At 71.6% G+C, this 23,510-nt stretch carries 22 protein-coding genes and 1 tRNA gene; 13 read left to right on the top strand and 10 right to left on the bottom strand.

Features of this window, described 5'->3' with window-relative positions:
• The first annotated feature begins 28 nt into the window (after window positions 1–28).
• The gene (locus U874_RS15610) at window positions 29–949 is read left to right on the top strand and encodes a M23 family metallopeptidase (RefSeq protein WP_025132733.1); all 921 of its coding nucleotides are present in this window, start codon (window positions 29–31) and stop codon (window positions 947–949) included.
• On the opposite strand, the gene U874_RS0101250 is transcribed toward U874_RS15610, so the two are convergent.
• The 6 genes from U874_RS0101250 to U874_RS0101275 form a co-directional block, all read right to left on the bottom strand.
• Entirely contained in the window at window positions 904–1,809 is a 906-nt protein-coding gene (locus U874_RS0101250) for an ABC transporter ATP-binding protein (RefSeq protein ID WP_115651474.1), read from the bottom strand. The genes U874_RS15610 and U874_RS0101250 overlap by 46 nt on opposite strands.
• 5 nt (window positions 1,810–1,814) lie before the next feature.
• On the bottom strand, window positions 1,815–2,849 hold the full coding sequence (locus U874_RS0101255) for an iron chelate uptake ABC transporter family permease subunit (RefSeq protein ID WP_025132735.1): 1,035 nt from the start codon (window positions 2,847–2,849) through the stop codon (window positions 1,815–1,817).
• Window positions 2,846–3,862 carry an iron ABC transporter permease gene (locus tag U874_RS0101260; protein ID WP_081809844.1) on the bottom strand — a complete coding sequence of 339 codons (1,017 nt, stop codon included), beginning with the start codon at window positions 3,860–3,862 and terminating at the stop codon, window positions 2,846–2,848. The genes U874_RS0101255 and U874_RS0101260 overlap by 4 nt, the downstream gene beginning before the upstream one ends.
• A complete protein-coding gene (locus tag U874_RS0101265; protein WP_025132737.1) occupies window positions 3,862–4,659 on the bottom strand; it encodes a siderophore-interacting protein in 798 nt (265 codons plus the stop codon). Before U874_RS0101265 ends, U874_RS0101260 begins: the two co-directional genes overlap by 1 nt.
• Before the next feature lie 3 nt (window positions 4,660–4,662).
• The gene (locus U874_RS0101270) at window positions 4,663–5,655 is read right to left on the bottom strand and encodes an ABC transporter substrate-binding protein (protein ID WP_025132738.1); all 993 of its coding nucleotides are present in this window, start codon (window positions 5,653–5,655) and stop codon (window positions 4,663–4,665) included.
• A gap of 74 nt (window positions 5,656–5,729) precedes the next feature.
• Complete coding sequence (locus U874_RS0101275; RefSeq protein WP_198525796.1) at window positions 5,730–6,557, bottom strand: helix-turn-helix transcriptional regulator; 828 nt, start codon at window positions 6,555–6,557, stop codon at window positions 5,730–5,732.
• 85 nt (window positions 6,558–6,642) lie between these two features.
• On the opposite strand from U874_RS0101275, the gene U874_RS0101280 reads away from it, so the two are divergent.
• From U874_RS0101280 to U874_RS0101290, 3 genes are all read left to right on the top strand, one after another.
• Complete coding sequence (locus tag U874_RS0101280; protein ID WP_025132740.1) at window positions 6,643–7,284, top strand: TetR/AcrR family transcriptional regulator; 642 nt, start codon at window positions 6,643–6,645, stop codon at window positions 7,282–7,284.
• Window positions 7,285–7,433: 149 nt separating this feature from the next.
• Window positions 7,434–9,083 (top strand): MDR family MFS transporter, encoded by a 1,650-nt coding sequence (locus U874_RS0101285; RefSeq protein WP_025132741.1) that lies wholly within the window; start codon window positions 7,434–7,436, stop codon window positions 9,081–9,083.
• A 97-nt stretch (window positions 9,084–9,180) separates the two neighbouring features.
• On the top strand, window positions 9,181–10,371 hold the full coding sequence (locus tag U874_RS0101290; RefSeq protein ID WP_025132742.1) for an MFS transporter: 1,191 nt from the start codon (window positions 9,181–9,183) through the stop codon (window positions 10,369–10,371).
• Here U874_RS0101290 and def read toward each other — a convergent pair.
• Entirely contained in the window at window positions 10,368–10,931 is a 564-nt protein-coding gene (def, locus tag U874_RS0101295; RefSeq protein ID WP_025132743.1) for a peptide deformylase, read from the bottom strand. The genes U874_RS0101290 and def overlap by 4 nt on opposite strands.
• Window positions 10,932–11,036: 105 nt before the next feature.
• Between def and orn the strand changes: the two genes are divergently transcribed.
• Together orn and U874_RS0101305 are read left to right on the top strand one after the other, a co-directional pair.
• A complete protein-coding gene (orn, locus tag U874_RS0101300; protein WP_025132744.1) occupies window positions 11,037–11,675 on the top strand; it encodes an oligoribonuclease in 639 nt (212 codons plus the stop codon).
• 192 nt (window positions 11,676–11,867) lie between these two features.
• Entirely contained in the window at window positions 11,868–14,195 is a 2,328-nt protein-coding gene (locus U874_RS0101305) for a bifunctional diguanylate cyclase/phosphodiesterase (RefSeq protein ID WP_157834192.1), read from the top strand.
• Between the two features lie 11 nt (window positions 14,196–14,206).
• Here U874_RS0101305 and U874_RS0101310 read toward each other — a convergent pair whose 3' ends face one another.
• Window positions 14,207–15,055 carry a hypothetical protein gene (locus tag U874_RS0101310; protein ID WP_025132746.1) on the bottom strand — a complete coding sequence of 283 codons (849 nt, stop codon included), beginning with the start codon at window positions 15,053–15,055 and terminating at the stop codon, window positions 14,207–14,209.
• A 303-nt stretch (window positions 15,056–15,358) separates the two neighbouring features.
• On the opposite strand from U874_RS0101310, the gene U874_RS0101315 reads away from it, so the two are divergent.
• Window positions 15,359–16,108 carry a hypothetical protein gene (locus U874_RS0101315; RefSeq protein ID WP_025132747.1) on the top strand — a complete coding sequence of 250 codons (750 nt, stop codon included), beginning with the start codon at window positions 15,359–15,361 and terminating at the stop codon, window positions 16,106–16,108.
• Entirely contained in the window at window positions 16,105–17,082 is a 978-nt protein-coding gene (locus tag U874_RS0101320; protein WP_025132748.1) for a ThiF family adenylyltransferase, read from the top strand. Before U874_RS0101315 ends, U874_RS0101320 begins: the two co-directional genes overlap by 4 nt.
• Window positions 17,083–17,183: 101 nt before the next feature.
• Here the strand turns inward: U874_RS0101320 and U874_RS0101325 are convergent.
• Window positions 17,184–17,259 (bottom strand) — tRNA-His (locus U874_RS0101325).
• A 153-nt stretch (window positions 17,260–17,412) separates the two neighbouring features.
• Here U874_RS0101325 and U874_RS0101330 point away from each other — a divergent pair.
• The 3 genes from U874_RS0101330 to U874_RS0101340 are packed head-to-tail and all read left to right on the top strand — an operon-like array spanning window position 17,413 to window position 18,655.
• Window positions 17,413–17,760, top strand: a complete 348-nt coding sequence (locus U874_RS0101330; protein WP_025132749.1) for a metallopeptidase family protein — start codon at window positions 17,413–17,415, stop codon at window positions 17,758–17,760.
• Window positions 17,760–18,053 (top strand): ATP-dependent Clp protease adapter ClpS, encoded by a 294-nt coding sequence (gene clpS / locus U874_RS0101335; RefSeq protein WP_029987390.1) that lies wholly within the window; start codon window positions 17,760–17,762, stop codon window positions 18,051–18,053. Before U874_RS0101330 ends, clpS begins: the two co-directional genes overlap by 1 nt.
• Window positions 18,050–18,655, top strand: a complete 606-nt coding sequence (locus U874_RS0101340; RefSeq protein ID WP_025132751.1) for a DUF2017 family protein — start codon at window positions 18,050–18,052, stop codon at window positions 18,653–18,655. The genes clpS and U874_RS0101340 overlap by 4 nt, the downstream gene beginning before the upstream one ends.
• A gap of 41 nt (window positions 18,656–18,696) precedes the next feature.
• On the opposite strand, the gene dinB is transcribed toward U874_RS0101340, so the two are convergent.
• A complete protein-coding gene (gene dinB, locus U874_RS0101345; RefSeq protein ID WP_025132752.1) occupies window positions 18,697–19,938 on the bottom strand; it encodes a DNA polymerase IV in 1,242 nt (413 codons plus the stop codon).
• 85 nt (window positions 19,939–20,023) lie between these two features.
• Here dinB and U874_RS0101350 point away from each other — a divergent pair, with 85 nt between their 5' ends.
• Window positions 20,024–21,763, top strand: coding sequence for a glycerol-3-phosphate dehydrogenase/oxidase (locus U874_RS0101350; protein WP_025132753.1), 1,740 nt, complete (start codon window positions 20,024–20,026; stop codon window positions 21,761–21,763).
• Between the two features lie 109 nt (window positions 21,764–21,872).
• The gene (glpK, locus tag U874_RS0101355) at window positions 21,873–23,393 is read left to right on the top strand and encodes a glycerol kinase GlpK (RefSeq protein WP_025132754.1); all 1,521 of its coding nucleotides are present in this window, start codon (window positions 21,873–21,875) and stop codon (window positions 23,391–23,393) included.
• Window positions 23,394–23,510: the final 117 nt, after the last annotated feature.

Raw genomic sequence — 23,510 nt, forward strand, 5'->3', positions numbered from 1 at the left:
CGCTCACCGACGTCCCGGAAGAACCGACATGCAGAATCCATCCCCCGAGCCCGCGCCGCGGGCAGACGCACACGACGACGCTGGCACCAGCACCCGCTGGACGCCGCTCCCCCGACCGCGCTTCGCGCACGAGGAGGCGCACCGCGACGCATCGCGCGCCGCACCCCACCCCGCACGTCCGCACACCTCTCGTCCGCGCGCCGGCCGCCGTACCGCCGCCGCCTGCGCCGCGCTGAGCCTCGGCGCAGCGGCCGTGCTCCCCGTGCTCCCCGTCGGCGCTGTACTCGGAGCCGACGCGGCGGGCGGCACGGCCCTCGCCTCCCGCTCCGCGAGCGCGGACGCGCAGCTCCTCACGGGCGCCGTGGCCGCAGCGCCGCTCGACGCCGTCGGAGAGGTCTCCGCCGTCGAGGTCCCGCCGCCGCCCGCGGCAACCGCGCCCGCAGCGAGCGGGATCCCCTCGTGGCTCCGGGGGCCGCAGGCCGGCTCCGGCGTCGTGGACTTCACCACGCTCGCTCCGACGACGCTCCGCTACCCGTTCGACCAGGAGATGCCGCTCACCGACGGCTTCGGCTACCGCACCGCGCCGGTCGCCCAGTTCCACGATGCCCAGGACATCGCCGCGCCGAACGGCACGCCGATCCGCGTCGTGGGCGACGGTGTCGTCGTGGAGGCCGGATGGTCCTCCGACGGCTGCGGCTTCGCCCTCCAGGTGCAGCACAACGTCGGCGGCGCGGACGTCACGAGCCGCTACTGCCACATGCAGTCCGACTCGCACGCGTATCAAGTGGGCGACGCGGTGCGCGCGGGCGACCCCGCGGGGCTCGTCGGCAACACCGGCATGTCGTTCGGCGCCCACCTGCACCTCGTGCTCCGGCGCGACGGCGAACCGGTCGATCCGCTTCCCTACATCGCGGCGGCCGCGGCGGCGCTCGGAGCGTCGGACGGCTGAGCCGCGGTGCGGCGCGCGGAGGGGTGCGGCACGAACATCGGGGTCCCCGCGAGCGGATCCGGGACGACCACGCCCTCGATCCCGAACACGGCGGCCACGAGCTCGCTCGTGAGCACCTCAGCGGGCGCCCCCTCCGCCACGATCGCGCCGTCGCGCATGACGATCAGGTGACTCGCGTAGCGCGCGGCCTGGTTGAGGTCGTGCAGCACCGCGACGAGGGTGCGCCCGCGCTCGCGGTGCAGCTCCGCGCAGAGGTCGAGCAGTTCGTACTGGTGGGCGATGTCGAGGAAGCTCGTCGGCTCGTCGAGGAGGATCAGCTCCGTCTCCTGCGCGAGCACCATCGCCACCCACACGCGCTGGCGCTGGCCACCGGAGAGCTCGTCGACGAGGCGCGCCGAGAGCTCGGTCGTGTTCGTCGCGGCGAGGGCGTGCGCCACGGCGGCCTCATCGCTGTCGCGCCACTGCCGCACGAGGCTCTGGTGCGGGAAGCGCCCGCGCGCGACGAGCTCGGCCACCGTGATGCCGTCGGGTGCGTAGGAAGTCTGGGGCAGCAGCCCGAGCGTGCGGGCGAGCTCTTTCCCGCGGAAGCTGGGCAGGGGGCGATCGTCGAGCAGCACGCGGCCCGTGCGTGCGGGCAGAAGATTCGCGAGCGAGCGGAGCAGCGTCGATTTCCCGCAGGCATTGGGCCCGATGATCACGGTGAACCCTCCGTCGGGGATCCTGACGCTCAGATCGTCGGCGATCACCCGGTCGTCGTAGCCGACCGTGATCCCCTCGGCCCGGAGCCGGGCGGGGAACGGCTCGCCCGGCTCCGCGGGGCGCCGCTCAGCGGCGCGGGGCGCCGCAGTTCGACTCGTCATCTCGGTCATCCTTTCCTGGCCTCGCGCACGAGGAGCCAGACGAAGTAGGCCCCGCCCAGGCAGACGGTCATGATGCCGACCGGCAGCGGAGTGGGGCTGAAGAGGCGCTGTGCGGCGACGTCGGCCGCGAGCAGGAGTGCGGCGCCGATCGCGGCGCTCGCGCCGATCGCGGGACCGGCCGCCCGGGTGAGTCTCCGCGCGATCTGCGGCGCGACGAGTGCCACGAACGCGATCGGCCCGGCGGCGGCCGTCGCGATCGCGGTCAGGGCGACGCCGAGGAGCATCAGCAGGAGCCGGCTCCGCTCGGCCCGGGTGCCGAGCGCCCGCGCCGCGTCGTCGCCCAGTTCGAGCTGGCGCAGCACCGGACCGCCCGCCATCGCGAGCGGTAGCAGTACGAGCGACAGCAGGGCGACCGGCACGAGCTGCTCCGCGCTGCTGCCGGAGAGGCTGCCCGCACCCCAGACCGCGGCGCGCAGCGCCACGTCGAGATCGGCGCGCACGATGAGGAGCGTGTTCACCGAGGCGAGCGTTGCGGAGACGCCGATGCCGACGATGATGAGCCGGAATCCCTGCAGCCCGCGCCGATACGCGAGCAGGGAGACAAGCCCCGCGGTGGCGATTCCGCCCGCGAGCGAGCCGGCCGCGGTGAGCAGGTACCCGCCGCCCGTGAGCACGATCGAGAGGAGCGCCCCCGTGTACGCGCCGGTGGAGAAGCCGATGATGTCCGGCGAGCCGAGCGGGTTCCGCGTGAGCGACTGGAAGATCGCGCCGCTCACCGCGAGGCAGGCGCCGAGCAGCAGCGCCAGGGCCACGCGCGGGAGACGCCACTCGAGCACCACGAGCCGTGCGCGCGGGCTGCCGCCGCCGAGGAGCGCCTGCACCACGTCGCCGAGCGGGAGGGTCACGTCGCCCCAGGCGAGCGCGAGCAGCGCGAGGGCGAGGCACGCGCCGAGCGCGATTCCCGTCACCCACACCGCGCGCCGGCGCACCCGGAGCGCGATCCCGCCCGCGCGGATGCGCACCAGCTCCGCCGCGGTCACAGCCCGCTCACCTTCGTCCGCCGCGCGAGCGCGACGAGCACGGGCGCGCCGATGAGCGCCGTGACAATGCCGACCTGGACCTCCTGGGGCGCCACGACGAGGCGACCGACCACGTCCGCGAGCGTGAGCAGCAGCGGCGCGAGCACGAGGGTGAACGCCAGGATCCACCGCTGGTCGGGCCCGACGAACCAGCGCGCGACGTGGGGCACCATGAGCCCAACGAAGCCGATGGGGCCCGCGGCCGCGGTGGCGGCGCCCGAGAGGACGGTCACCGCGACGATCACGAGGATCCGCGTGCGCAGCACCCGCGCCCCGAGCGCGCCCGCCAGCTCGTCGCCGAGCGCGACGATGTTGAGCGCCGGTCCGAGCAGGCAGGCGAGCACGAGTCCCACGACGAGGAAGGGAGCGACGCCAGCGAGCACCTCCCAGCCACGGCCGGAGAGCGTCCCCGCCCCCCAGCCGCGCATCTGGTCGAAGGCGCCGGGGTTCAGGAGCGTGATGCCCGAGGTGATGCCGCCGAGGAGCGCGCCCACCGCGACGCCGACGAGTGTGAGCTGGATCGGCGAGACGCTCCCCCGGCCCGCCGTGCCGAGCACGTACACGAGGACGGTCACGACGGCGGCGCCGATGAAGGCGAACCACACCGTGCCGACGATGGAGGTGACGCCGAAGCCCACGATGCCGATCGTCACGGCGAACGCGGCGCCCGCGTTCACGCCGAGGATGCCCGGGTCCGCGAGCGGGTTCCGGGTGAACGCCTGGATCAGCGCCCCGGCGACGCCGAGGGCCGCCCCGACGAGGACGCCGAGCAGGGCACGCGGCGCCCGCGTCTCACGCACGATGAACGCGTCGCCGCCGTCGAGCCCGCCGCGCAGCGCGTCGACGACGTGCTCGAGCGGGATCGGCTTCGCCCCGATCGCGATGCTCGCGGCGCACGCCAGTACGAGGGCGGCGAGCGCGACGAGCAGCCAGACGAGCCGCAGCGGCACCGCCCGGGCGATCACACGCGGCATCAGCCGACGTCGGCGGACATGTCGCCCGTGCGGTCCTGCGTCCAGTACCCGATCGCGTGGTGCCGGTCGCGCGCGAGGCCGAGGCGGCTGCGCAGATCCGAGCGGATGGCCCGGCTGGTGGCCGCCTCGCAGGCGATCCACGCGTACCAGGGGGTGCCCGGATCCGCGACGCGAGCGACCTCCGCGCCGAGCGCGCTCGGCGCGAGGCCGTTGCCGGTCCCGGTGCGCCAGATCATCTCGACGTCGCCGCGGGTCTCGTACTCCTGGATGTCGGCGGCTGTCGGCACCTCGGCGATCACGCGGGCGCGCGCTCCCGCGGGGAGCTGTTCGAGGATCCGCCCGAGCCCCGGCACGCCGGTGGCATCGGCGACGAGGAGCTGGAACTCCGCGTCCGCGGGCGGCGCATAGTAGGACGAGGGCTCGTCGTGCGTGCCGCCGCCGAAGACGCCGATGATGTGGCCGGGCTCCGCGCGCTCGGCCCACGCGGACGCAAGCCCGCCCTCGTGCACGACGAAGTCGATGTCGAGCTGCCGGCCGCCCTCGTGCACGTCGCGCACGGTGTAGTGACGCCAGGGCGGTTCCTCGCCCGTCCAGCCGCGCCCGTACTCGGGGAGGTTGAAGATGTCCAGGCGCGCCTCGGTCTCGCCGGGCGCGGGGAGCGCGATGTCGATGCGCTCGTCGCCGCGGCCGTCGACGTGCCAGCGCCAGTCGCCGACGGCCTCGAAGCGGATCCGCAGCATGTGCGGGGTGATGCGCCGCGTTTCGACGACGCGGGCGGGTGCGCAGGGGATGGCCATGGCTCAGACTCCCGTCACCTGGTCGAGGATCCCGGCGATCTCGTCGAGATTGTCGAGGCCCCAGCGGAATGACGACGTCGCGGGCGCGGAGAAGCCGGCGAACGCGTTCCCGGCCTGCACGGCGGGGAGCGCCTCCCAGAGGGCGTTGCCCGTGAGCCGGTCCATCAGTTCGTCCTCGAGCACGACGATGATGCCCGCGTTGTCGAGCTTCCCGAGCTGCTCCTCGGAGATCCAGGCCCACTCGTCACTCGTCCGCGCTTCGCCCTCGGTCGGCGTGCGGAACTGGGCGTCGATGTCGACCCACGCTGGCGTCGGCCAGCCGCCGGGGGCGTAGCTCGCCCAGGTCGCCTCGCTCGGGTGGAGCGATACGACCGCGAGGGGTGCGGCGTCGAGCACGTCGCGGTACTCGCGCGAGACCTCTGCCGCGCGCGCCTCGTACTCGGCCTGCTGCGCCTCGGCCTCGTCGAGCCGGTTCGCCGCGTCGGCGATGCTCAGCGCGCGCTCCGACCAGGAGCCGGTGAGGTCCACGTGGAAGAGCGGCGCGATCTGCGCGAGGCGCTCGATCGTCTCGGGCTCGGGGAACGCGGCGTCGACGATGATGAGGTCGGGATCGAGCTCGAGCACCTGTTCGACGTTGATCTCGGCGTAGGTGCTCACCTGCTCCACGCCGTCGAGCGCGTCGATGTAGCGCTCGGGGCGGCTGCCGGGCTGCTCGATCCCCTGCATGACGCCGACGGGCGTCACCCCGACGTCGACGAGCACGCTCGACGAGAAGAAGTCGGTGGCGACGATCCGCTCCGGTGCGACGGGGATCTCCTGCTCGCCGAGCGCGTCGCGGACGACACGGGTCTCGCCGCTCGCGGCTCCCGAGGCGGCGGCCCCGTCGGTCGAGCAGGCGGCGAGCCCGGCTGCCGCGAGCGCCATGGCGGCGACGGCTCCGAGGAGCCGGAGCGAGCCGCGGCTCGCGGGGGTGTGGGGGCGAATCTTCGACAGCACAGTAGTCCTCTTGCGTAAATATGATCTAAGTAAGGTGGCCCTTGCCTAGATCAGACTACTGAGGACGAATATCGCTATGTTGCCACGTTGTGATGCTTTTTGTCGCGTCCCGGGGCGAAATAGGCCGCGGGGGTCACCCCGAGCACCGAGCGGAAGTGCGCGATGAACGTGCTCGCGCTCGCGTAGCCGAGCGTGCGCGCGGTTGCCACGACGGGCTGCCCGGAGCCGAGCGGCACGAGTGACGCCCGCACGCGCGCCCGAATGCGCCACTGCGTCACGGAGAGCCCAGTCTCGGCGGCAAAGGCGCGGGAGAGCTCGCGCGCGGGCAGCCCCACGCGATCGGCCCATGCGGCGGTGGAGTCCGCGGCGGCCAGATCCGCGAGCACCCCCTCCGCGACATGCCGCAACCGCGGAGTCTCCGGCATCCGGAGATCGACCTGCGCCGTGGGCGCGGGCACGAGGAGCTCGATCGCGAGCTCCTGGAGGCGCATCCGCGTGGCGGGCGGCAGCGGGGAGGCCGTGTTGAGCAGCAGCAGCTCGCGCACCGCGGGGAGCAGCTCGACCACGACCGGCCCCCGGGGCAGCTGCGGCGCGGCGCCGCGCGCGAAGTAGGTGGCGTGGAGCACGGTGTCGGCCGACACCTCGATCGCGTGCGGCTGCCCGGCGGGGAGCCAGACCGCACGGTGCGCAGGGACCGTCCAGAGCTGATCCCCCGCGGCCACGCGCATCACTCCCGAGGTGCTCCAGACGAGCTCGTCCCGCGCGTGGCGCGCCTCGGCCCAGCTTCGGGTCCGGTGCGCGGTGTGGCGCTCCGTCGTGAAGAGGAATCCCCGGATCCGGTCGCCCGGGTGAGCCGGAGGCCTCGGGGCCACGGCCCCCGTCGCTCGAATCGCTGCGTCCACGTGGCCAGCGTAGCGAGCGGCCCCGGGCGGCACAGGATCCGGCGAGCTTTTGCACTTTCAGCTTGATCGTGCATAATTGCACTTCATGAGCGATAGTGCATCGAATTCCGGCCGGGCGGCACGTATGCGGCGCACCCGGATCGCGATCACGGAGCACGCGCGGAAGCTCACGGCCGAGCACGGCCTCGCCGGCTTCACGATCGAGGACGTCTGTGAGCCCGCAGGGATCTCGCGCCGCACCTTCTTCAACTACTTCCCCTCGAAGGAGGCCGCGGTGATCGGCTCCCCCGCCGACCCGTTCGAGAGCGAGGCCGTGCAGCGCTTCGCCGCGGCGGGCGCGCGAGACGGCCGCATCAGCCCCACGCTGCTCGACGAGATGGTCGAGGTCGCGATCGAGATGATGGACGAGGTCTTCGACGTCGCCGGCACGATCACGCACGTCAACGCGATCGTCGCCCGCGAGCCCGAGTTCATGGAGAAGTTCATGCAGGACTCGGAGGAGGTGCACCAGCGGTTCACGGCCCTCGTCGAGGAGCGCGAGGGCCTCGCCCCCGGCGACCCTCGGGCGGCGATCGCGATCCAGCTCCTCGGCGGGTTGCTCCACCACGCCGCGCACGCGTTCTTCGGCCGCAACGCGACGGGCAGCATCGGCCCCGAGCTGCGGCGAGCGCTCGCCCTCGGCCGAGAGCTCTTCACGGGCTCCGCATCGCGGGAGGCGGGCGCATGACTCGGTAGTCCGCCGACACTCTGCCCCGCATCCCTGGTCGCTTCCGCGTCTTCCCGCGAGCGCACGAACCCTCTCGCGCGCTCGATCCCCGCTCTTCCGGCTCGGCCCACTCCGGGGCCGCGCCCGCCCGACCCCGAAAGGCACGTCGCATGACTGCTGCTCCCCCGACCGCGGCCGCTCCGGCCCCGCTGCTCCTCACGCAGCGCAGAATCTGGATCATCTTCTCCGCCCTGATCGCCGGCATGATGCTCTCGAGCCTCGACCAGACGATCGTCTCCACCGCCATGCCCACGATCGTGGGGCAGCTCGGCGGCGTCGAGCACCAGGCCTGGATCACGACGGCGTACCTGCTCGCCACGACGATCGTCATGCCGATCTACGGCAAGTTCGGCGACGTGCTCGGGCGGCGCACGCTCTTCCTCATCGCGATCGCGCTGTTCACGCTCGCCTCGGTGGGCGCCGCATTCGCCCCGTCCTTCCTCTGGTTCGTGATCTTCCGCGCCATGCAGGGGCTCGGCGGTGGCGGCCTCATGATCCTCTCGCAAGCGATCATCGCCGACATCGTCCCCGCGTCCGAGCGCGGCAAGTACATGGGTCCGCTGGGCGCGATCTTCGGGCTCTCGGCGGTCGCCGGGCCGCTCCTCGGCGGCTTCTTCGTCGATCACCTCACCTGGCAGTGGGCGTTCTACATCAACATCCCCGTCGGAATCGCGGCGTTCGCGATCGCCTGGTTCGCGCTCACGCTGCCGAGCAAGAAGGCCGAGAAGAAGATCGACATCCTCGGCGTGCTCACGCTGTCGATCGCGACGACCTGCCTGATCTTCTTCACCGACTTCGGCGGCAAGGCCGACTACGGCTGGGGCTCGGCGACGACCTGGCTCTGGGGCGCGGGCCTCGTCCTCTCGGCGCTCGCCTTCGTGCTCGTCGAGGCGCGGGCGGAGGATCCCATCATCCCGCTCGGCCTCTTCAAGAACCCGATCTTCATCAACGCGACGGCCATCGGTTTCACGCTCGGCCTGGGCATGTTCTCCGCGATCGCGTTCGTTCCGACGTTCCTGCAGATGTCCTCGGGCGCCTCGGCGGCGGCCTCCGGGCTCCTGATGCTGCCCATGATGGCGGGCATGATGGGCACCTCCATCTGGTCCGGCATCATGATCACGAAGCGCCAGAAGTACCGGATCTACCCGATCGTCGGGACGCTCGTCACCGCGGCGGCGATGACCGCGATGACCACGCTCGCGGCGGACACCCCGATCTGGCTCATCTGCGTGTACCTGTTCGTGTTCGGTGCGGGGCTCGGCCTCATCATGCAGGTCGTCGTGCTCGTGGTACAGAACGCGGTCGACCCGGCCATGGTCGGCACCGCGACGAGCACCAACAACTACTTCCGCGAGGTGGGCGCCTCGCTCGGCGTCGCGATCTTCGGCGCCATGTTCACGACGCGGCTCAGCGAGAAGCTCGGCGAGGTCTTCGCGGGCGCGGGAGTTCCCGATGCGGGCGAGGCCGTCGCGACGATCGATCCGCAGAAGCTCGCCGAGATGCCCGATGCGATCCGCGATGGCGTCGTGAACGCGTACGCCGACTCGCTCGCCCCGGTGTTCTGGTACCTCATCCCGTTCATCCTCATCGCGTTCGTGCTCGCGCTCTTCCTGAAGCAGATCCCGCTGTCGGATCAGTCGGGCATGGTGGCGCGCGGCGAGGCCGTGTCCGGGGCCGAGGCCGAGGCGCTCGAGGCGGCGCAGCGCGCGGGCACCGATCCTGCGGCGACGAGTCCCGCTCCGAGCTCCGGCCGCGACTGATCGCGCGCGATCGCGCGCCTCGGTTCGGGCCTGCCCTCCCCGCAGCGGGAGGGCAGGCCCGAGCCGTGCGCGGGGCCCGGCCGAGTAGACTCGTGGGGTGACTGCCCCCTCCCGCGCCCGCCTCCCCTTCGAGGTCTGGGCGCTCGTCGCCGGTGGCTTCACCGTCGCCCTCGGCTACGGCGTCGTGGCCCCCGCGATCCCCCAGTTCGCCCTCGAATTCGGCGTCTCGACCTTCGCCGCCTCGGCGATCGTGAGCGCGTTCGCGTTCATGCGCCTCGTCTCGGCTCCGCTCGCGGGCTGGCTCGTCGGCCGCTTCGGCGAGCGGCGGAGCTATACCGCAGGCATCCTCATCGTCGCCGGCTCGACGGGAGCCGCCGCGCTCGCGGCCGACTACACGCAGTTCGTCGTGCTGCGCGGCCTGGGCGGGATCGGCTCGACCATGTTCACCGTCGCCTCGACCGCGCTCCTCATCAAGGTCAGCCCACCGCAGGCACGCGGCCGGGTGGCGAGCCTCAACGCGGCGGGGTTCCTCCTCGGCGGCCTCCTCGGCCCCGTCTTCGGCGGCCTGGTCGCGGGCTTCGGCCTGCGCGCGCCGTTCGTCTTCTACTTCCTCACCCTCATCGCGGCGGCGATCGTCGTCACGATCGCGCTGCGCCGCTCGCGAGCTGCCGGCAGCCCGAGCGAGGACAGCGGGGCCGTCCCCGCGATGACGCTCCGCGCGGCCCTCGGCGTGCCCCAGTACCGCACGCTGCTGCTGTCGGTGTTCGCGTTCGGATGGACCTCGTTCGGGGTGCGAGTCTCGGTGATCCCGATCTTCATCGCCGTCGCGTTCCAGGGCGACGCGGCGACGGCGGCCTGGATCCTCGCAGCCTACGCCGCGGGCAACGCGATCCTCATCTTCCCCTCCGGCCGCTGGAACGACACCGTGGGGCGCAAGCCGATGCTCATCATCGGGATGCTCACGCTCGCCGCGACCTACGCGGTCTTCCCCGCGTCGCCGACGCTGTGGGTGGCCGCGGCGCTGATGTTCGTCGCGGGCGCCGGCTCCGCGCTCGTCAATCCCGGGCAGCAGGCCGTGCTCGCCGACGTGCTCGCCCAGCGCCGCGGCGGCAACGTGGTCGCCGCCTACTCGATGACGAGCGACCTCGGCGGAGTGCTCGGCCCGCTCGTCGCGGGCGCCATCGTCGACTGGGCCGGCTTCGGCTGGGCGTTCGCGGTCACGGCCGCGCTCGTGGCGGTCGCGGGGATCGCGTGGACGCTCGTGCCCGACTCGCGCCGCCTCGCCTAGCCCTCCAGGTCGTCGACGCCGGGCAGCCAGCTCAGGCCGGGGCGGCCCCAACCGTTCTTCCGCTGCGCCTTCTGCGCGCCCCGGTTCTCGGGGTGCACGAGCCGGTCGACGTAGAGCAGCCCGTTCAGGTGGTCGAACTCGTGCTGCAGGATGCGGGCGAACCAGCCGCTCGCCTGGATCTCAAAGGGCTTCCCGTCGATGTCCTGGGCGCGCAGCAGGGCGCGCGGCGAGCGGCGGAGCGCGAAGCGCTCGCCGGGGAACGACAGGCACCCCTCGACCTCGTCCTCGTCCGGGAGACCCGGCTCGAGCGGCGCGATCCACAGCTCGGGGTTGATGGCGACGCCCTGCGCGGGCGCTTCGTCCTGGTCCTCGTACATCCAGACGAACACGCGCTTCCCCACGCCCACCTGGGGAGCGGCGAGCCCCACGCCCGGAGCCGCGACGGTCGTCTCGAACATGTCGTCGACGAGGGTGCGGAGCTCCGCATCGAACTCGGTCACGGGCTCGGCGGGGCGGTGGAGAACGGGTTCACCGGAGATCACGATGGGAAGAACAGCCATGCAGGCCAGTGTATTGCGTCGCCGAGGCCCGTCCGCTCCTACCGCCGATAGACTGGGGAGGTTGCGGCACGCACCGGCCGCGATCCGGATCGAGAGGACCCCGCCATGTCGAATACCCCCGCCGAGCAGATCGTCTGGATCGACTGCGAGATGACGGGCCTCGACGTGGACCGCGACGGTCTGTGCGAGATCGCGGTGATCGTCACCGACTTCGATCTCGTACCGCTCGATCCGGGCTTCGAGATCGTCATCAACCCGGGCGAGGACGCGCTCGCGAACATGAACGACTTCGTGCGCTCGATGCACGAGAGCTCCGGGCTGCTGCCCCGCATCGCCGAGGGCGCCTCCCTCGCCGAGGCCGAGGAGCAGGTGATCGCCTATCTGCGCCGCTTCGTCACGGCGGGCCGCCGGCCGCTCGTGGCGGGGAACACGATCGGCATGGACCGCCGCTTCATCGCGAAGTACCTGCCGACGCTCGAGGAGCGCCTCCACTACCGCAGCGTCGACGTCTCCACGATCAAGGAGCTGAGCCGCCGCTGGTACCCGGCCGCGTACTTCGGCGCCCCGGAGAAGCGCGGCGGACACCGCGCACTCGCCGACATCGCCGAGTCGATCCAGGAGCTCGCCTACTTCCGCGACGCGGTGATGGTGGCGCAGCCCGGCCCGGACAAGGCCGGCGCGCAGCAGATCTCCGAGGCCGCAGTCGCCCGCTTCGCCGATCTCATCTCGGGCCCCGCAGAGTAAACCACGCAGCTTCTGGCGGATCGTTCCCGCTCGGGTCGCACCGCCCGCTCGAATGGGGGTTGCGCTCCGCGTGTCGCAGCTGGCATACATGGCATAATTGTCCGAGTTAGGCTGCTGCACTTCACGTCGAACGCATCACGTGTCATCGCCGCGTCACGGGGAGAACGGTCAGTGGGGAGACGCATGGGCGCGATGAAGCGAGAGACCACGTTCATGGCGGCGTTCGCCGCCTTCGCGATCGGCACGGCCATCTGCGCCGTCACCCAACTCCCCGGTGCCTCCCCCGAGTCCTGGACGCTCGTCATCACGGTGCTCGTCGGCGTCATCGTCTGCAGCCCGCTGCAGTTCCACGTCGGCCGGTCCTCGATGTTCCCGCTCGTCGGCGTCTCGGTGGTGATGCTCGCGATCCCGCCGTTCGAGCCCCGGCCGTGGCTCAGCGTCTGCACCTGGGTCATCGGGCTCGGCATCGCGCAGCTCCTCCTCCGCAGGAACCCGCTCCACGCGCTCTACCTCACCGGCCTGAGCGGCTGCGCGGCGATCGCCTACATGGCGGTCCGCGTCGGCCTCGCAGACCTCGGGCTCTGGAGGGGCCTCGGCGTCGGCGACGGACTCGGGCTCCTGCTCGGCACCGCGGTCTACTACGCCGTCTTCGTCACGGGCGAGCTGCTGCGCCGCAGCCTGCAGCAGCGCGACGCCAACGTGCTCGCGAGCAGCACGGAGCTGAGCTTCGGCCGCCTCGGCCTCATCGTGCTCGCGGTCTCGGGCGCGGAGATCGCGATGCGTCTCGTCGACTCCCGCGTGATCCCCTGGCTCGAGCACAACCCGGAGCTCACGCGCGCACCGTTCGTCGTGCTCCTCACGGCGCTCCTCTGCTACGTGCTCGCCCAGCGCCTGCGCGCGGTCGAGGGGAAGCGGCGCCTCGACGCCGTCGTCGCCGCGGCGATCGAGCTGCCTCAGGAGAGCGGGGCGAAGCTCGCCGCGGCCCTCGGCAAGCGGGCCTGCGAGCTCGTGCGCGCTACCCACGCCGAGGTGCGCGACCAGGCACCCACGCGCGGGGAGATCGGAGCACGCGTGCGGCTCGAGCCGGGCTGCGAGCAGTTCCTCGTGGCGACGCGGAAGATCGGCGGCACGGCGTTCAGCCGCGAGGACGAGCGCGCACTCGAATCGCTCGCCCACCTCGCGAACGAGGCGGCGCGGATCCAGCACGAGGTGAACACCCTCGAGCAGCGCGCGAACAGCGATCCGCTCACGGGGCTTCCCAACTACGGCGCATTCCAGAAAGCGCTCGTCCACGCCAACGAGTTCCGGCTCTACCACGAGGGGATCGCGCTCCTCTTCATCGACCTCGACAACTTCAAGCGTCTGAACGACACGCACGGTCACCGCGCGGGCGACGAGCTCCTCCGGGAGATCGCGAAGCGCCTGGAGCGCGCGTCCGGCGGCGGCGACTTCGTTTCCCGCGTCGGCGGCGACGAGTTCGTCGTGATCCTCACGGGCCTCGTCTCGATCGAGCAGGCGAAGGAGTCGGCCGAGCAGATCATCGCCGCCGTCGGTGAGCGCATGTTCCTCGAGGGCCAGGACGTGCGCCCCGCGGTGAGTGCCGGGCTCGCCTTCTCCCACCACCGCGAGCTCGACGCCCAGACCCTCGTGGAGGACGCCGACCGCACGATGCTGCAGGCCAAGCGCTCCCGGCACGAGAACGGCGGCGCGGGCAACAGCGTGAGCGTCTCCTCGCGCCGCTCCACGCGCACCAACGACATCGTCGCGCGCGCGATCGAGAGCCGCAGGCTCACCCTCGCCTATCAGCCGATCGTGCGGCTCGACACGGGCCGCATCTGGGCCTTCGAGGCGCTCGTGCGCTACGTCGATCCGGAGCTCGGCCCCATCTCGCCGCCCTCGCTCGTGGCCCGCGCGAAGAGCCTGGGCCTCATGAACGAGCTCACGCGCCAGGTGATCACGCAGGCGCTCACCGCGGCGAGCGAGTTCCACCGCCTCGACCCGGAGCTCGCCACGATGACGGTGAACCTCGAGCTCACGCAGATCAGCGAGGACCAGCTCGGCCCGTTCATCCGCGAGGCGGCCGCGGCCCACCCCGAGGTGAACCTCTGTGTGGAGCTCAACGAGCGCTCCCTCCGCGACGTCACCGACGAGCTCCGTCGCGACGCCGAGCGGCTGCAGCAGGCCGGGGTGACGATTGCGCTCGACGACTACGGCTCCGACGACTCCTCCGTCGGCGCGCTCGTGCACTTCCCGATGAACATCCTGAAGATCGACAAGAGCCTCATCAGCAACCTGGGCGACGTCCGCCAGCGGGAGGTCGTCAAGGCGCTCCAGAGCTTCGGCGACAGCCTGGGCCGCACGACCGTGGTGGAGGGCGTCGAGGACGCCGGCATGGCGGAGGTGCTCGCCGAGCTCGGCGTGCAGAACGCGCAGGGCTACTACTACGGCCGCCCGATCCCGGCCGCACTGACGATCGCGCGGATCAAGCGCTGGGGCGTGCGCTCGGTCGTGACGCCGTAGGGCGCCGACGCCTACTCCCCCGCGGGCGTGACGTCGACGCCGCCGTTCAGGCGGGCGATGGCCTCGTCGGCGTGGAACTCGGGATCCGGCTCGATGAACGCGTCGACGACGCCCATGAACGCGAGGGCGGAGACCGACCACGTGTCCGCGTGGCCGCCCTGCACCGCTGCGTCTGTGCCCGGCGCCGCTGCGCCCTCCGCGTCGGACGCGGCGCCGCTCTCCTCGTCACCGAGGGCGTCGAAGTGCGCCTCGACGAGCGCGGGCACCGTGGCGCGCACGATGCCGAGCCCCTCGATCACCGACGCGGCCGCGATCACGAACGGCTGGTAGTCGCCGCGGAACATGGGCCGCAGGCGGTAGCCGACGGTGGGGAGGACGTTGCGGTAGAAGCTCTCCATCGTCTCGACGAACGCGAGCTCGCTCGCCCGGAGCGCGTCGAGCACGCGCGTGCGCGCCTCGCCCTCGGGCCACGACATGATGGTCGTCGACAGCGCGGCATAGGTGCGCCACTTACTCGACGCCGTGACGACCGTGAAGTTGTACTCGGCCGCCGTGCGGATCACGTCGACGAGCACGCCGCGGCGCCCCTCGGCCGAGCGGAGATCGCCGCTGCGCATGCCGAGGTACTGCCAGGTGGTGAGGAGCGTCTCCGTGTCCGCGCGGTCGATCTGCGCCTGATTCGCGAGCTGGCAGAACAGCTCGGCGAGGTACGCCTCCGGCGACGACCAGATCTGCGCGAACTGCTTCGGCGTTGCGCCGGCGCTCGCGACGAGCTGCTCGACGATCGTGGCGGGAACCCCGAGCGACAGCCCGACGGTCTCGACGTGTTCTTCACCGGTGCGGAGGATCCGGGTGCGCACGTCTTCCAGCGGCGATTGGCCTCGGCCGCCTGCCGCACGCATCCAATTCTCTCCCGGCACCTGCGCTCCCATCACGACGTCGTTCCTCGCACCATCGTAGCAATCACTCCCGCGCGCGTGGGGGAACATCCGCGCGCATGCAGTTGGGATTCGGCGCGGAGCGTCGCTGCGGTCGAGCACGGCGGTAGGGCAGAATGAGACGTCAGAGATTTCGCGAGGCTTTCCGAGCTCGCGGATCGCCGTGCGCGCCCTCCCTGCGCCGCTTCCCGAAGGACTCAGCCGTTGTCCCAAATTGACCGTTCCGTGTCGAACCACGATGTCATCCCCGTGCTCGCCTCTCAGGTGTTCGCCGAGCATCCGACCTCCCGCCTCGCGTGCGGCCTCCTCGCCGTCGATGGCGTGCCGCTCCCCGGTCTCGAAGACGAGTACCTGGCCCACTTCTCCCTGCGCAGACGCGTCTACGTCGACCAGACCGGCCAGCTCTCGGAGAGCGACATCCTCGAGGACGGCACCGATCGCGACCCCGACGATGCCCGCTCCGCCACCTTCGCCGTCTTCGAGAATCACCCCGACGGCGTTCGCGTGCTCGGCGTCTCCCGCCTGATCGTGCGCGGCGAGGACACCCCGCTCCCCGTCGAGGAGTTCTGCCCCGGCTCGTTCCCGGACGGTCCGCTGTCGCCGCGGAGCGTCGAGGTCTCGCGCATGATCGCGCGGCACGAGACGGCGGTTCTCCAGGACCTCGTGCAGTGGCACCTGTTCACACTGATGCTCTCCTACATCGCGAACCACGAGCTCGAGCGTACCTTCGCGATCATCGAGCCCTGGTTCGAGCGCCACCTCAACAGCATCATCTCGATCGAGCGGATCGGCGAGCCCCTCTACGTCGAGCACTACCTCGACTACAACCTGCCCATCGAGATCAACATCCCCGCGTCCGCCGATCTCACGAACGCCCGTCGCGCCGGATCGATCGACGAGTACCGCGCCGCAGAGCCCGCGCTCACCTTCCTCGGCCGCGCGCCGCACACCGTGCACCGCGGGGCCGCGGCGTGAGCGGGGCCGGGGCCGGTCGGACGGTCGCGTCGCCCGAGTTCTCGCGCAACTACGGCTTCTGGAACGAGGCCGAGCAGGCCGCACTCATGGGCGCCCGGGTCGCGATCGCGGGTGTCGGCGGCGACGGCTTCCAGCTCGGACTGAAGCTCGCACGGATGGGAGTCTCGCGCTTCAGCATCGCCGACCCCGAGGTGTTCGAGCCCGAGAACGTCAACCGCGTCGAGGGTGCCGTGCACTCCTCCTTCGAGCGCCGGAAGGCCGAGGTGTTCCTCGACCGGGTCCGCGACATCAATCCCGACATCGAGGTCGACGTGTTCCTCGACGGGGTCACCCCCGAGAACGTCGAGGACTTCATGCGCGACGCGTCGCTCGTGCTCGACGAGTCCGAGCTGACCCACCCCGAGATCGGCAGCCTCATCGCGCGCCGCGCCCGCGCGCAGGGCATCCCGGATCTGCTCGTGATGAACGTCGGCTTCGCCGCGCAGGCGACCTCCTTCGCCCCCCGCTCGGCGTGGACGTTCGAGCGGTTCATGGGCTTCCCCTCGGACATGCCGCTCGACGAGATCGCCGACGCCGGCGTGGACTTCGCGCGCTGCCTGCCCTACGTGCCGCCGTACACCGATCTGCGCTCGCTCCAGGCGGTCGTGGGCGAGGGCGACGCGGCGCCCGCCTCGCTCCCGTCGATCTCGGCCGGCGTCGATCTCGCCTCCGCCATCGGCAGCACGCAGGCGTTCCTCCACCTCACCGCGGGCGTGGCGAACCGTCGCCGCTCCCCCGTATGGGCACCCCGGATCCTCATCTCCGACGCCTACCAGCTGCGCACGCGCGTGCTGCGAGCTGGGAAGCTCTCGCACACCCGGCACCTGCTCATCGCGGCGGCGCGGCAGAAGCTCGGGCGGAACCCGCTCGCGAGCTACACGATCGGCGACATCGCCCGCCGCGCTGCGGCGCAGCGCGAACGCAGCTCCCGCTAGATCCCGGGCGCACGCACGCGTGCGCCCGGCTCCGGCCCGCGCAGGAGGCTCTCCTCCCGGAAAAACACCAACGCCCCGGTTCGAAAACCGGGGCGTTGTCTTGGGGTGGCTAACGGGACTTGAACCCGCGACCACCGGCACCACAAGCCGGTGCTCTACCAACTGAGCTATAGCCACCATGCTGACCTGCTCGCCGGGGCGAACGAGGCAACTCCACGATCATAACCCATCACGAACACCGAGTGCGAACCGGCGTGTCATCCCGGGTGTGCCGTGCGGCTCCCCCAGCTTTCCCACCCACGCCGCACGTCGGCTGTGTAGGGTGAAAGCATGCTCGACATGTCGCACGACGCGTTTGAGGCCCTCGTCGCCGACGGCCTCGATTCGCTGCACGACGACATGCTCGCGCAGCTCGACAACGTGATCTTCCTCGTCGAGGACCGCCCCTCGGACGGCAGCGATATCCTCGGCGTGTACGAGGGGTTCTCGCTCGCCGAGCGCAACGTCTACGGCTACGGCGAGGAACCCGACCGAATCATTCTGTTCCGCGAGAACCTGCTGGCGCACTGCGCCGACCACGAGGAGCTCGTCCACGAGATCCGCGTCACGCTCGTGCACGAGATCGCGCACTTCTACGGGCTCACCGAGGAGCGCATCCACGAGCTCGGGTGGGGCTGATGGTGATGACGGGAACCGAGACGAGCCGCCGCGAGGACACCCACCTGGCCCCCGACCGCGGGTGGGAGACGCTCGTCTGGGACGACCCGGTCAACCTCATGTCCTACGTGGCGTACGTCTTCCGCGTGCACTTCGGCTTCGACCGGGCGCACGCGGAGGAGCTCATGCTCCGGGTGCACCATCGCGGGCACGCCGTCGTCGCCGAGGGCGGGCTCGAAGCCATGGAGATGCACGTGGAGGCGCTCCACGCCTACGGCCTCTGGGCCACCGTCCGGGAGGTGGGGGCCGAGTGAAGCTCATCCCGCTGCGCGGCACGCTCCGCGTCGTGTTCGAGCGCGACGAGGCGGCCATGCTCGATCAGCTCGTCTCGCAGCTCGCGCAGCTGCTCGACAGCCACAGCGGCACGGCGCTCGATCCGGATCCGCTGTTCGCCAGTCTCGAGATCGGCGGGAGCGACGAGCTGCCGAGCGATCCCGCCCTCGCGCGACTCTTCCCCGACGCGCATGAGAGCGATGCCGACTCGTCCGCCTTCCGGCGGGTGACCGAGCAGGGGCTCATCAATCGGAAGCTGCAGGACGCGCTCCTCGTCACGGGCGCGCTCGAGCTCGGCGCCGACGCGGCCGCGGCCGCGGAGCATACCGACGGGAGCGATGCGCCCGGAGCCGTCGTGGTCGAGATCTCGCCGGAGTCGCTGCCCGTGTGGGTGCGCACGCTCACCGCGCTGCGGCTCGCGATCGCGGCACGCATCGGCCTGAGGCAGCACGACGATCGCGAGCGGCTGCTCCACGAGGAGGAGACGCGCGGGACCGTGCTCGTGTTCGACTGGCTCGCCGCCGTGCTCGAGTCGATCCTCGCGGTCACCCAGGACGGGATGGACCTGCCGGAAGCGGACTGACGCGGTGCCCGGAGCCTCGGGAATCGTCGCCCGGGCAGCCGTCAGCTGCGGTCGCCGTGCCCCGGCCCCGCTCCCGGATCCTCGAGCGAGCGCGGATCCACCACCTGGTCGCGCCCCTTCAGCAGACTCGCCGAGGTGATCCCGGCCGCGCCGAAGCGATCCTTCAGCTCGTCGACGGCCTGGTCCACCGCGCGCCACTCGTCGTCATCGCTCCAGAGCGCGGCGGGTTCGCTTCCGGCGGGGCGGAGCTGCTCGGCGCGCACCCCGATGAGGCGCACGGGGCGCGTCGCGCCGAGCGCGGCGTACAGCTCGCGCGCGGTCTGCACGATCCGGCGGGTCGCATTGCTCGCCTCCGGCAGCGTGCGCGAGCGCGTCACCGTTTCGAAGGTGTCCCAGCGCACCTTGATCGCGATCGTGCGGGCCTCCAGCTGCGCGGCCCGCAGGCGCTCCCCCGTCCGCGTCGAGAGGCGGAGCAGCTCGCGGTCGAGCACGGCCGGATCCGTCACATCGCTCGCGAACGTCTCCTCGTGGCCGATGCTCTTCTCCGTGCGCGTCGTCTCGACCGAGCGCGCGTCGCGGCCGTTCGCGAGCGCGTGCAGCTTTGCGGCACTCGCGGCCCCCACAAGCCGCGTGAGCGCGGGAAGCGGCTCGCGGGCAAGGTCCGCCACGGTGTGGATCGCTCGGGATTTGAGCGCACGCGCGGTCGCCTGCCCCACGCCCCACATGGCCTCGACCGGAAGGCTGTGGAGGAACTCGATTGTGCGCGCGGGCGGGATCTCGAGCACGCCGTCGGGCTTCGCCCGCTGCGAGGCGAGCTTCGCGACGAACTTGGTTGCGGCGAGGCCGACCGAGGCGGGCAGCCCCGTGCGCTCGCGGACCCGCTCACGGATCGCGCGAGCGATCTCGATCGGCTCCCCGAACAGCTTCATTGACCCCGCGACGTCGAGGAAGGCCTCGTCGATGCTGAGGGGCTCGACGAGCGGGGTGAACTCATGGAAGATCGCCATGACCGCGCGCGAGGCGTCGCGATACTTCGCGTAGGTGGGGGTGATCAGCACGAGCTCGGGGCAGAGCTGCTTCGCCCGGGCGACGGGCATCGCCGAGCGCACGCCGTAGCGGCGCGCCTCGTAGCTCGCGCTCGAGACGACCGAGCGCACCGTGTCGTGCGCGGCCGCGACGGGCCTGCCGACGAGTTCGGGCCGCTCGAGCAGCTCGACGGACACGAAGAACGAGTCCATATCGACATGGAGCATCGAAGACTCTGCGCGCTGCCCATCGATCATGTCTCAATTGCACCACAGACCACCGACGTTATCTTGTAGCGTGGGGGAAGGAAGATCCCACTCGCTCCGGCAGCAAGGCAGGCAGATGGCTCGTCACGACTCCCCCGCTCACCGCACCAACGTGTCGACGCTCCGGGAGCGGCCGCACGCCGACGTGCTCATCGTCGGCGGCGGGATCAACGGGATCGCGACGTTCCGCGAGCTCGCCCTGCAGGGGGTGGACGTCGCGCTCGTCGAGCGCGGAGACTTCGTCTCGGGCGCGTCGTCGGCCTCGAGCCACATGGTGCACGGCGGCGTGCGCTACCTCGAGAACGGCGAGCTGCGGCTCGTGCGCGAGGCCGTGCAGGAGCGCAACCGCCTCCTCCGCAATGCGCCGCACTACGTTGCGCCGCTGCAGACCACGATCCCGATCTTCAAGACCTTCGCGGGCGTGCTCGCCGCGCCCTTCCGCCTGCTCGTCACGCACGGGCGGGGCAAGCCGAGCGAGCGTGGCGCCCTGCTCATCAAGATCGGGCTGCTGATGTACGACACGTTCTCCCGCGGCGGCGGCCGCGTCCCCCGGCACCGCTTCCACGGGCGAGATCGCTCGCTCCGCCAGCTGCCGCGGCTGAATCCCCGGATCAAGTACACGGCGACCTACTACGACGCGTCGATGCACGACCCCGAGCGCCTCGCCCTCGACGTGCTGCAGGACGGGCTCGCGGCGGGGCGCGAACGTGCCGCCGGCGCCGAGGCGACCGCCCGTGCCGCGAACTACGTCTCGGCGGCGGGCTTCGCGGACGGCGCGGCGCTGCTCCGCGACAAGACGAGCGGCGAGGAGTTCCCCTTCACCGCCCGGGTGATCATCAACACGAGCGGCCCCTGGACCGACGAGACCAACACCCTCCTCGGACGACCGAGTCACTACATGGGCGGCACGAAGGGCTCCCACATCGTGCTCGATCACCCCGAGCTGCTCGACGCGACCGGCGGCCGCGAGATGTTCTTCGAGCACTCGGACGGCCGGATCGTGCTGATCTACCCGCTGAAGGATCGCGTGCTCGTGGGCACGACCGACATCGACGCGGATCCGTCCGAGCCCGCGATCTGCACCGACGCCGAGGTCGAGTACTTCTTCGAGCTGATCCCGCATGTGTTCCCGAACATCGCCGTGGACCGCTCCCACATTGTGTACACGTTCTCCGGCATCCGGCCGCTGCCAAAGCACGACGACACCGCTCCCGGCTTCGTCTCCCGCGACTACCGGATCGAACACGGCTGGCTCGGCGCCGTGCGCTCGCTCAGCCTCGTCGGCGGCAAGTGGACCACCTTCCGCGCCCTCGGCGAGCACCTCGCGGACGAGACGCTCGCACTGCTCGGCGCCCCGCGCGTCGTGAGCACACGGGCGACGGCGATCGGCGGCGGCGCCGGCTTCCCGCGCGACGCGGCGGCGCGCAAGGTCTGGCTCGCCCGGCACCGCGGCGCGCACGATCCCGAGCTCATGTCGCTCCTCCTCACGCGCTACGGAACGCTCGCCACGACCGTGCTCGCGGCGCTCCCCGAGCAGCCCACGCCGCTCGCGCACGTGCCCGGCTACTTCGTCGAGGAGCTCGCCCACCTGGCGGCCACCGAGCAGGTGCAGCATCTCGACGACGTGCTGCTCCGGCGCACCTCGATCGCCTTCGTCGGCGGGCTCACGCGGGAGGCGCTGACCGAGGTCGCGGCCGCGGTCGCCCCCGCCCTCGGCTGGTCCGCCGCCGAGCAGCGCCGCGAGGTGGAGCGCGCGGCCGCGCTGCTCCGCGAGGCGCACCGGGTCGGGCTCGACGGCCCGGGGCTGCTCCCCTAGCCGCGGCACGCGCGCGTCGACCCGTCAGTTCGCGCAGCGCCGCACCCCATCACCCTGTCCACCACCGCACTCGACCCGCATCACCGCTGCTGCACGGCAAGGAGACCCCATGCGCGAATACGTCCTCTCGATCGATCAGGGAACCACCTCCTCGCGGGCGATCATCTTCGATCGCGCGGGGCGCGTCGTCGCCGTCGGGCAGAAGGAGCACGCGCAGATCATGCCGAGCGCGGGGCTCGTCGAGCACGACGCCGCGGAGATCTGGCAGAACGTGCAGGAGGTGATCGGCACGGCGCTCGGCCGCGCAGACCTCACGGGCGCGGACATCGCGGCGGTCGGGATCACCAACCAGCGCGAGACGACCATCCTGTGGGACCGGGCCACCGGCGTCCCCGTGCACCACGCCATCGTCTGGCAGGACACGCGATCGCAGGAGATCGTCGACCGGGTAGCCGCCGAGGGCGGTGGCCACGACCGCTTCCACGAGACCACGGGCCTGCCGCTCGCGAGCTACTTCTCCGCGTCGAAGATCGCCTGGCTGCTCGAGCACCACCCGGAGCTCCGCGAGCGCGCCGAGGCCGGAGAGCTCCTCTTCGGCACGCCGGACACGTGGATCCTGTGGAATCTGACGGGAGGCCCGGAGGGCGGCGTGCACGCCACAGACGTGACGAACGCCTCGCGCACCCTGCTCATGAATCTGCGCACGCTCGACTGGGATCCTGAAGCGCTCAACGCGTTCGGCGTGCCCGCGGCGATGCTGCCGCAGATTCGCTCCTCCTCCGAGGTCTACGGCGTCGCCGAGGCCTCGTCGCTCCTCCACGGCGTGCCCGTCGCGGGGATCCTGGGCGATCAGCAGGCCGCGACCTTCGGACAGGCCGCGTTCGACGCAGGCGAGTCGAAGAACACGTACGGCACCGGCTGCTTCCTGCTCATGCAGACTGGCACCGAGCCGGTGCACTCGAGCAACGGACTCATCACGACGGTCGGCTACCAGCTGGGCGATGCCCCGGCGCACTACGCGCTCGAGGGCTCGATCGCGGTGACCGGATCGCTCGTGCAGTGGCTCCGCGACCAACTCGGGGTCATCGGCTCCGCAGACGAGGTCGAGGCGCTCGCCAACACCGTGCCCGACAATGGCGGCGTCTACATCGTGCCGGCGTTCTCCGGCCTCTTCGCACCGTACTGGCGCCCGGACGCGCGCGGCGCGATCGTCGGGCTCACGCGGTACTCGAACCGCGGGCACTTCGCTCGCGCGGCACTCGAGGCGGTCGCGTATCAGACGCGGGACGTACTCGACGCGGTCAACGCGGACGTCGATGTCGACCTCGCAGAGCTCCGCGTCGACGGCGGCATGGTCGCGAACGACACGCTGATGCAGTTCCAGGCGGACGTGCTCGGGGTTCCGGTCGTGCGCCCGCGGATCGCTGAGACCACCGCGCTGGGGGCGGCGTACGTCGCCGGACTGGCGGTCGGCTTCTGGGCGGACCTCGACGAGCTCCGCGCAAACCGCCGCGAGGGCGGGCGCTGGGAGCCGCGGCTCGAGCCGGCGGAGCGGGATCGGCTGCTGCGCGAGTGGCGGAAGGCCGTGACGAAGTCCATGGACTGGGTCGACGAGGACACCCGCGGCTAGTCCCCCGCCGGCCAGTATGCGGGCGCGGGCCTCGGCGGCGCCCTCGCGGGCAGCGCCCTGTTGAGCCGTGCGCGAGCGCCGTGTGACCCCTCGCGCGTCCGGGTTTCCGGGTCCGGA

Origin of the sequence: Leucobacter sp. PH1c (assembly GCF_000633415.1) — a bacterium.
Taxonomy (GTDB): domain Bacteria; phylum Actinomycetota; class Actinomycetes; order Actinomycetales; family Microbacteriaceae; genus Leucobacter.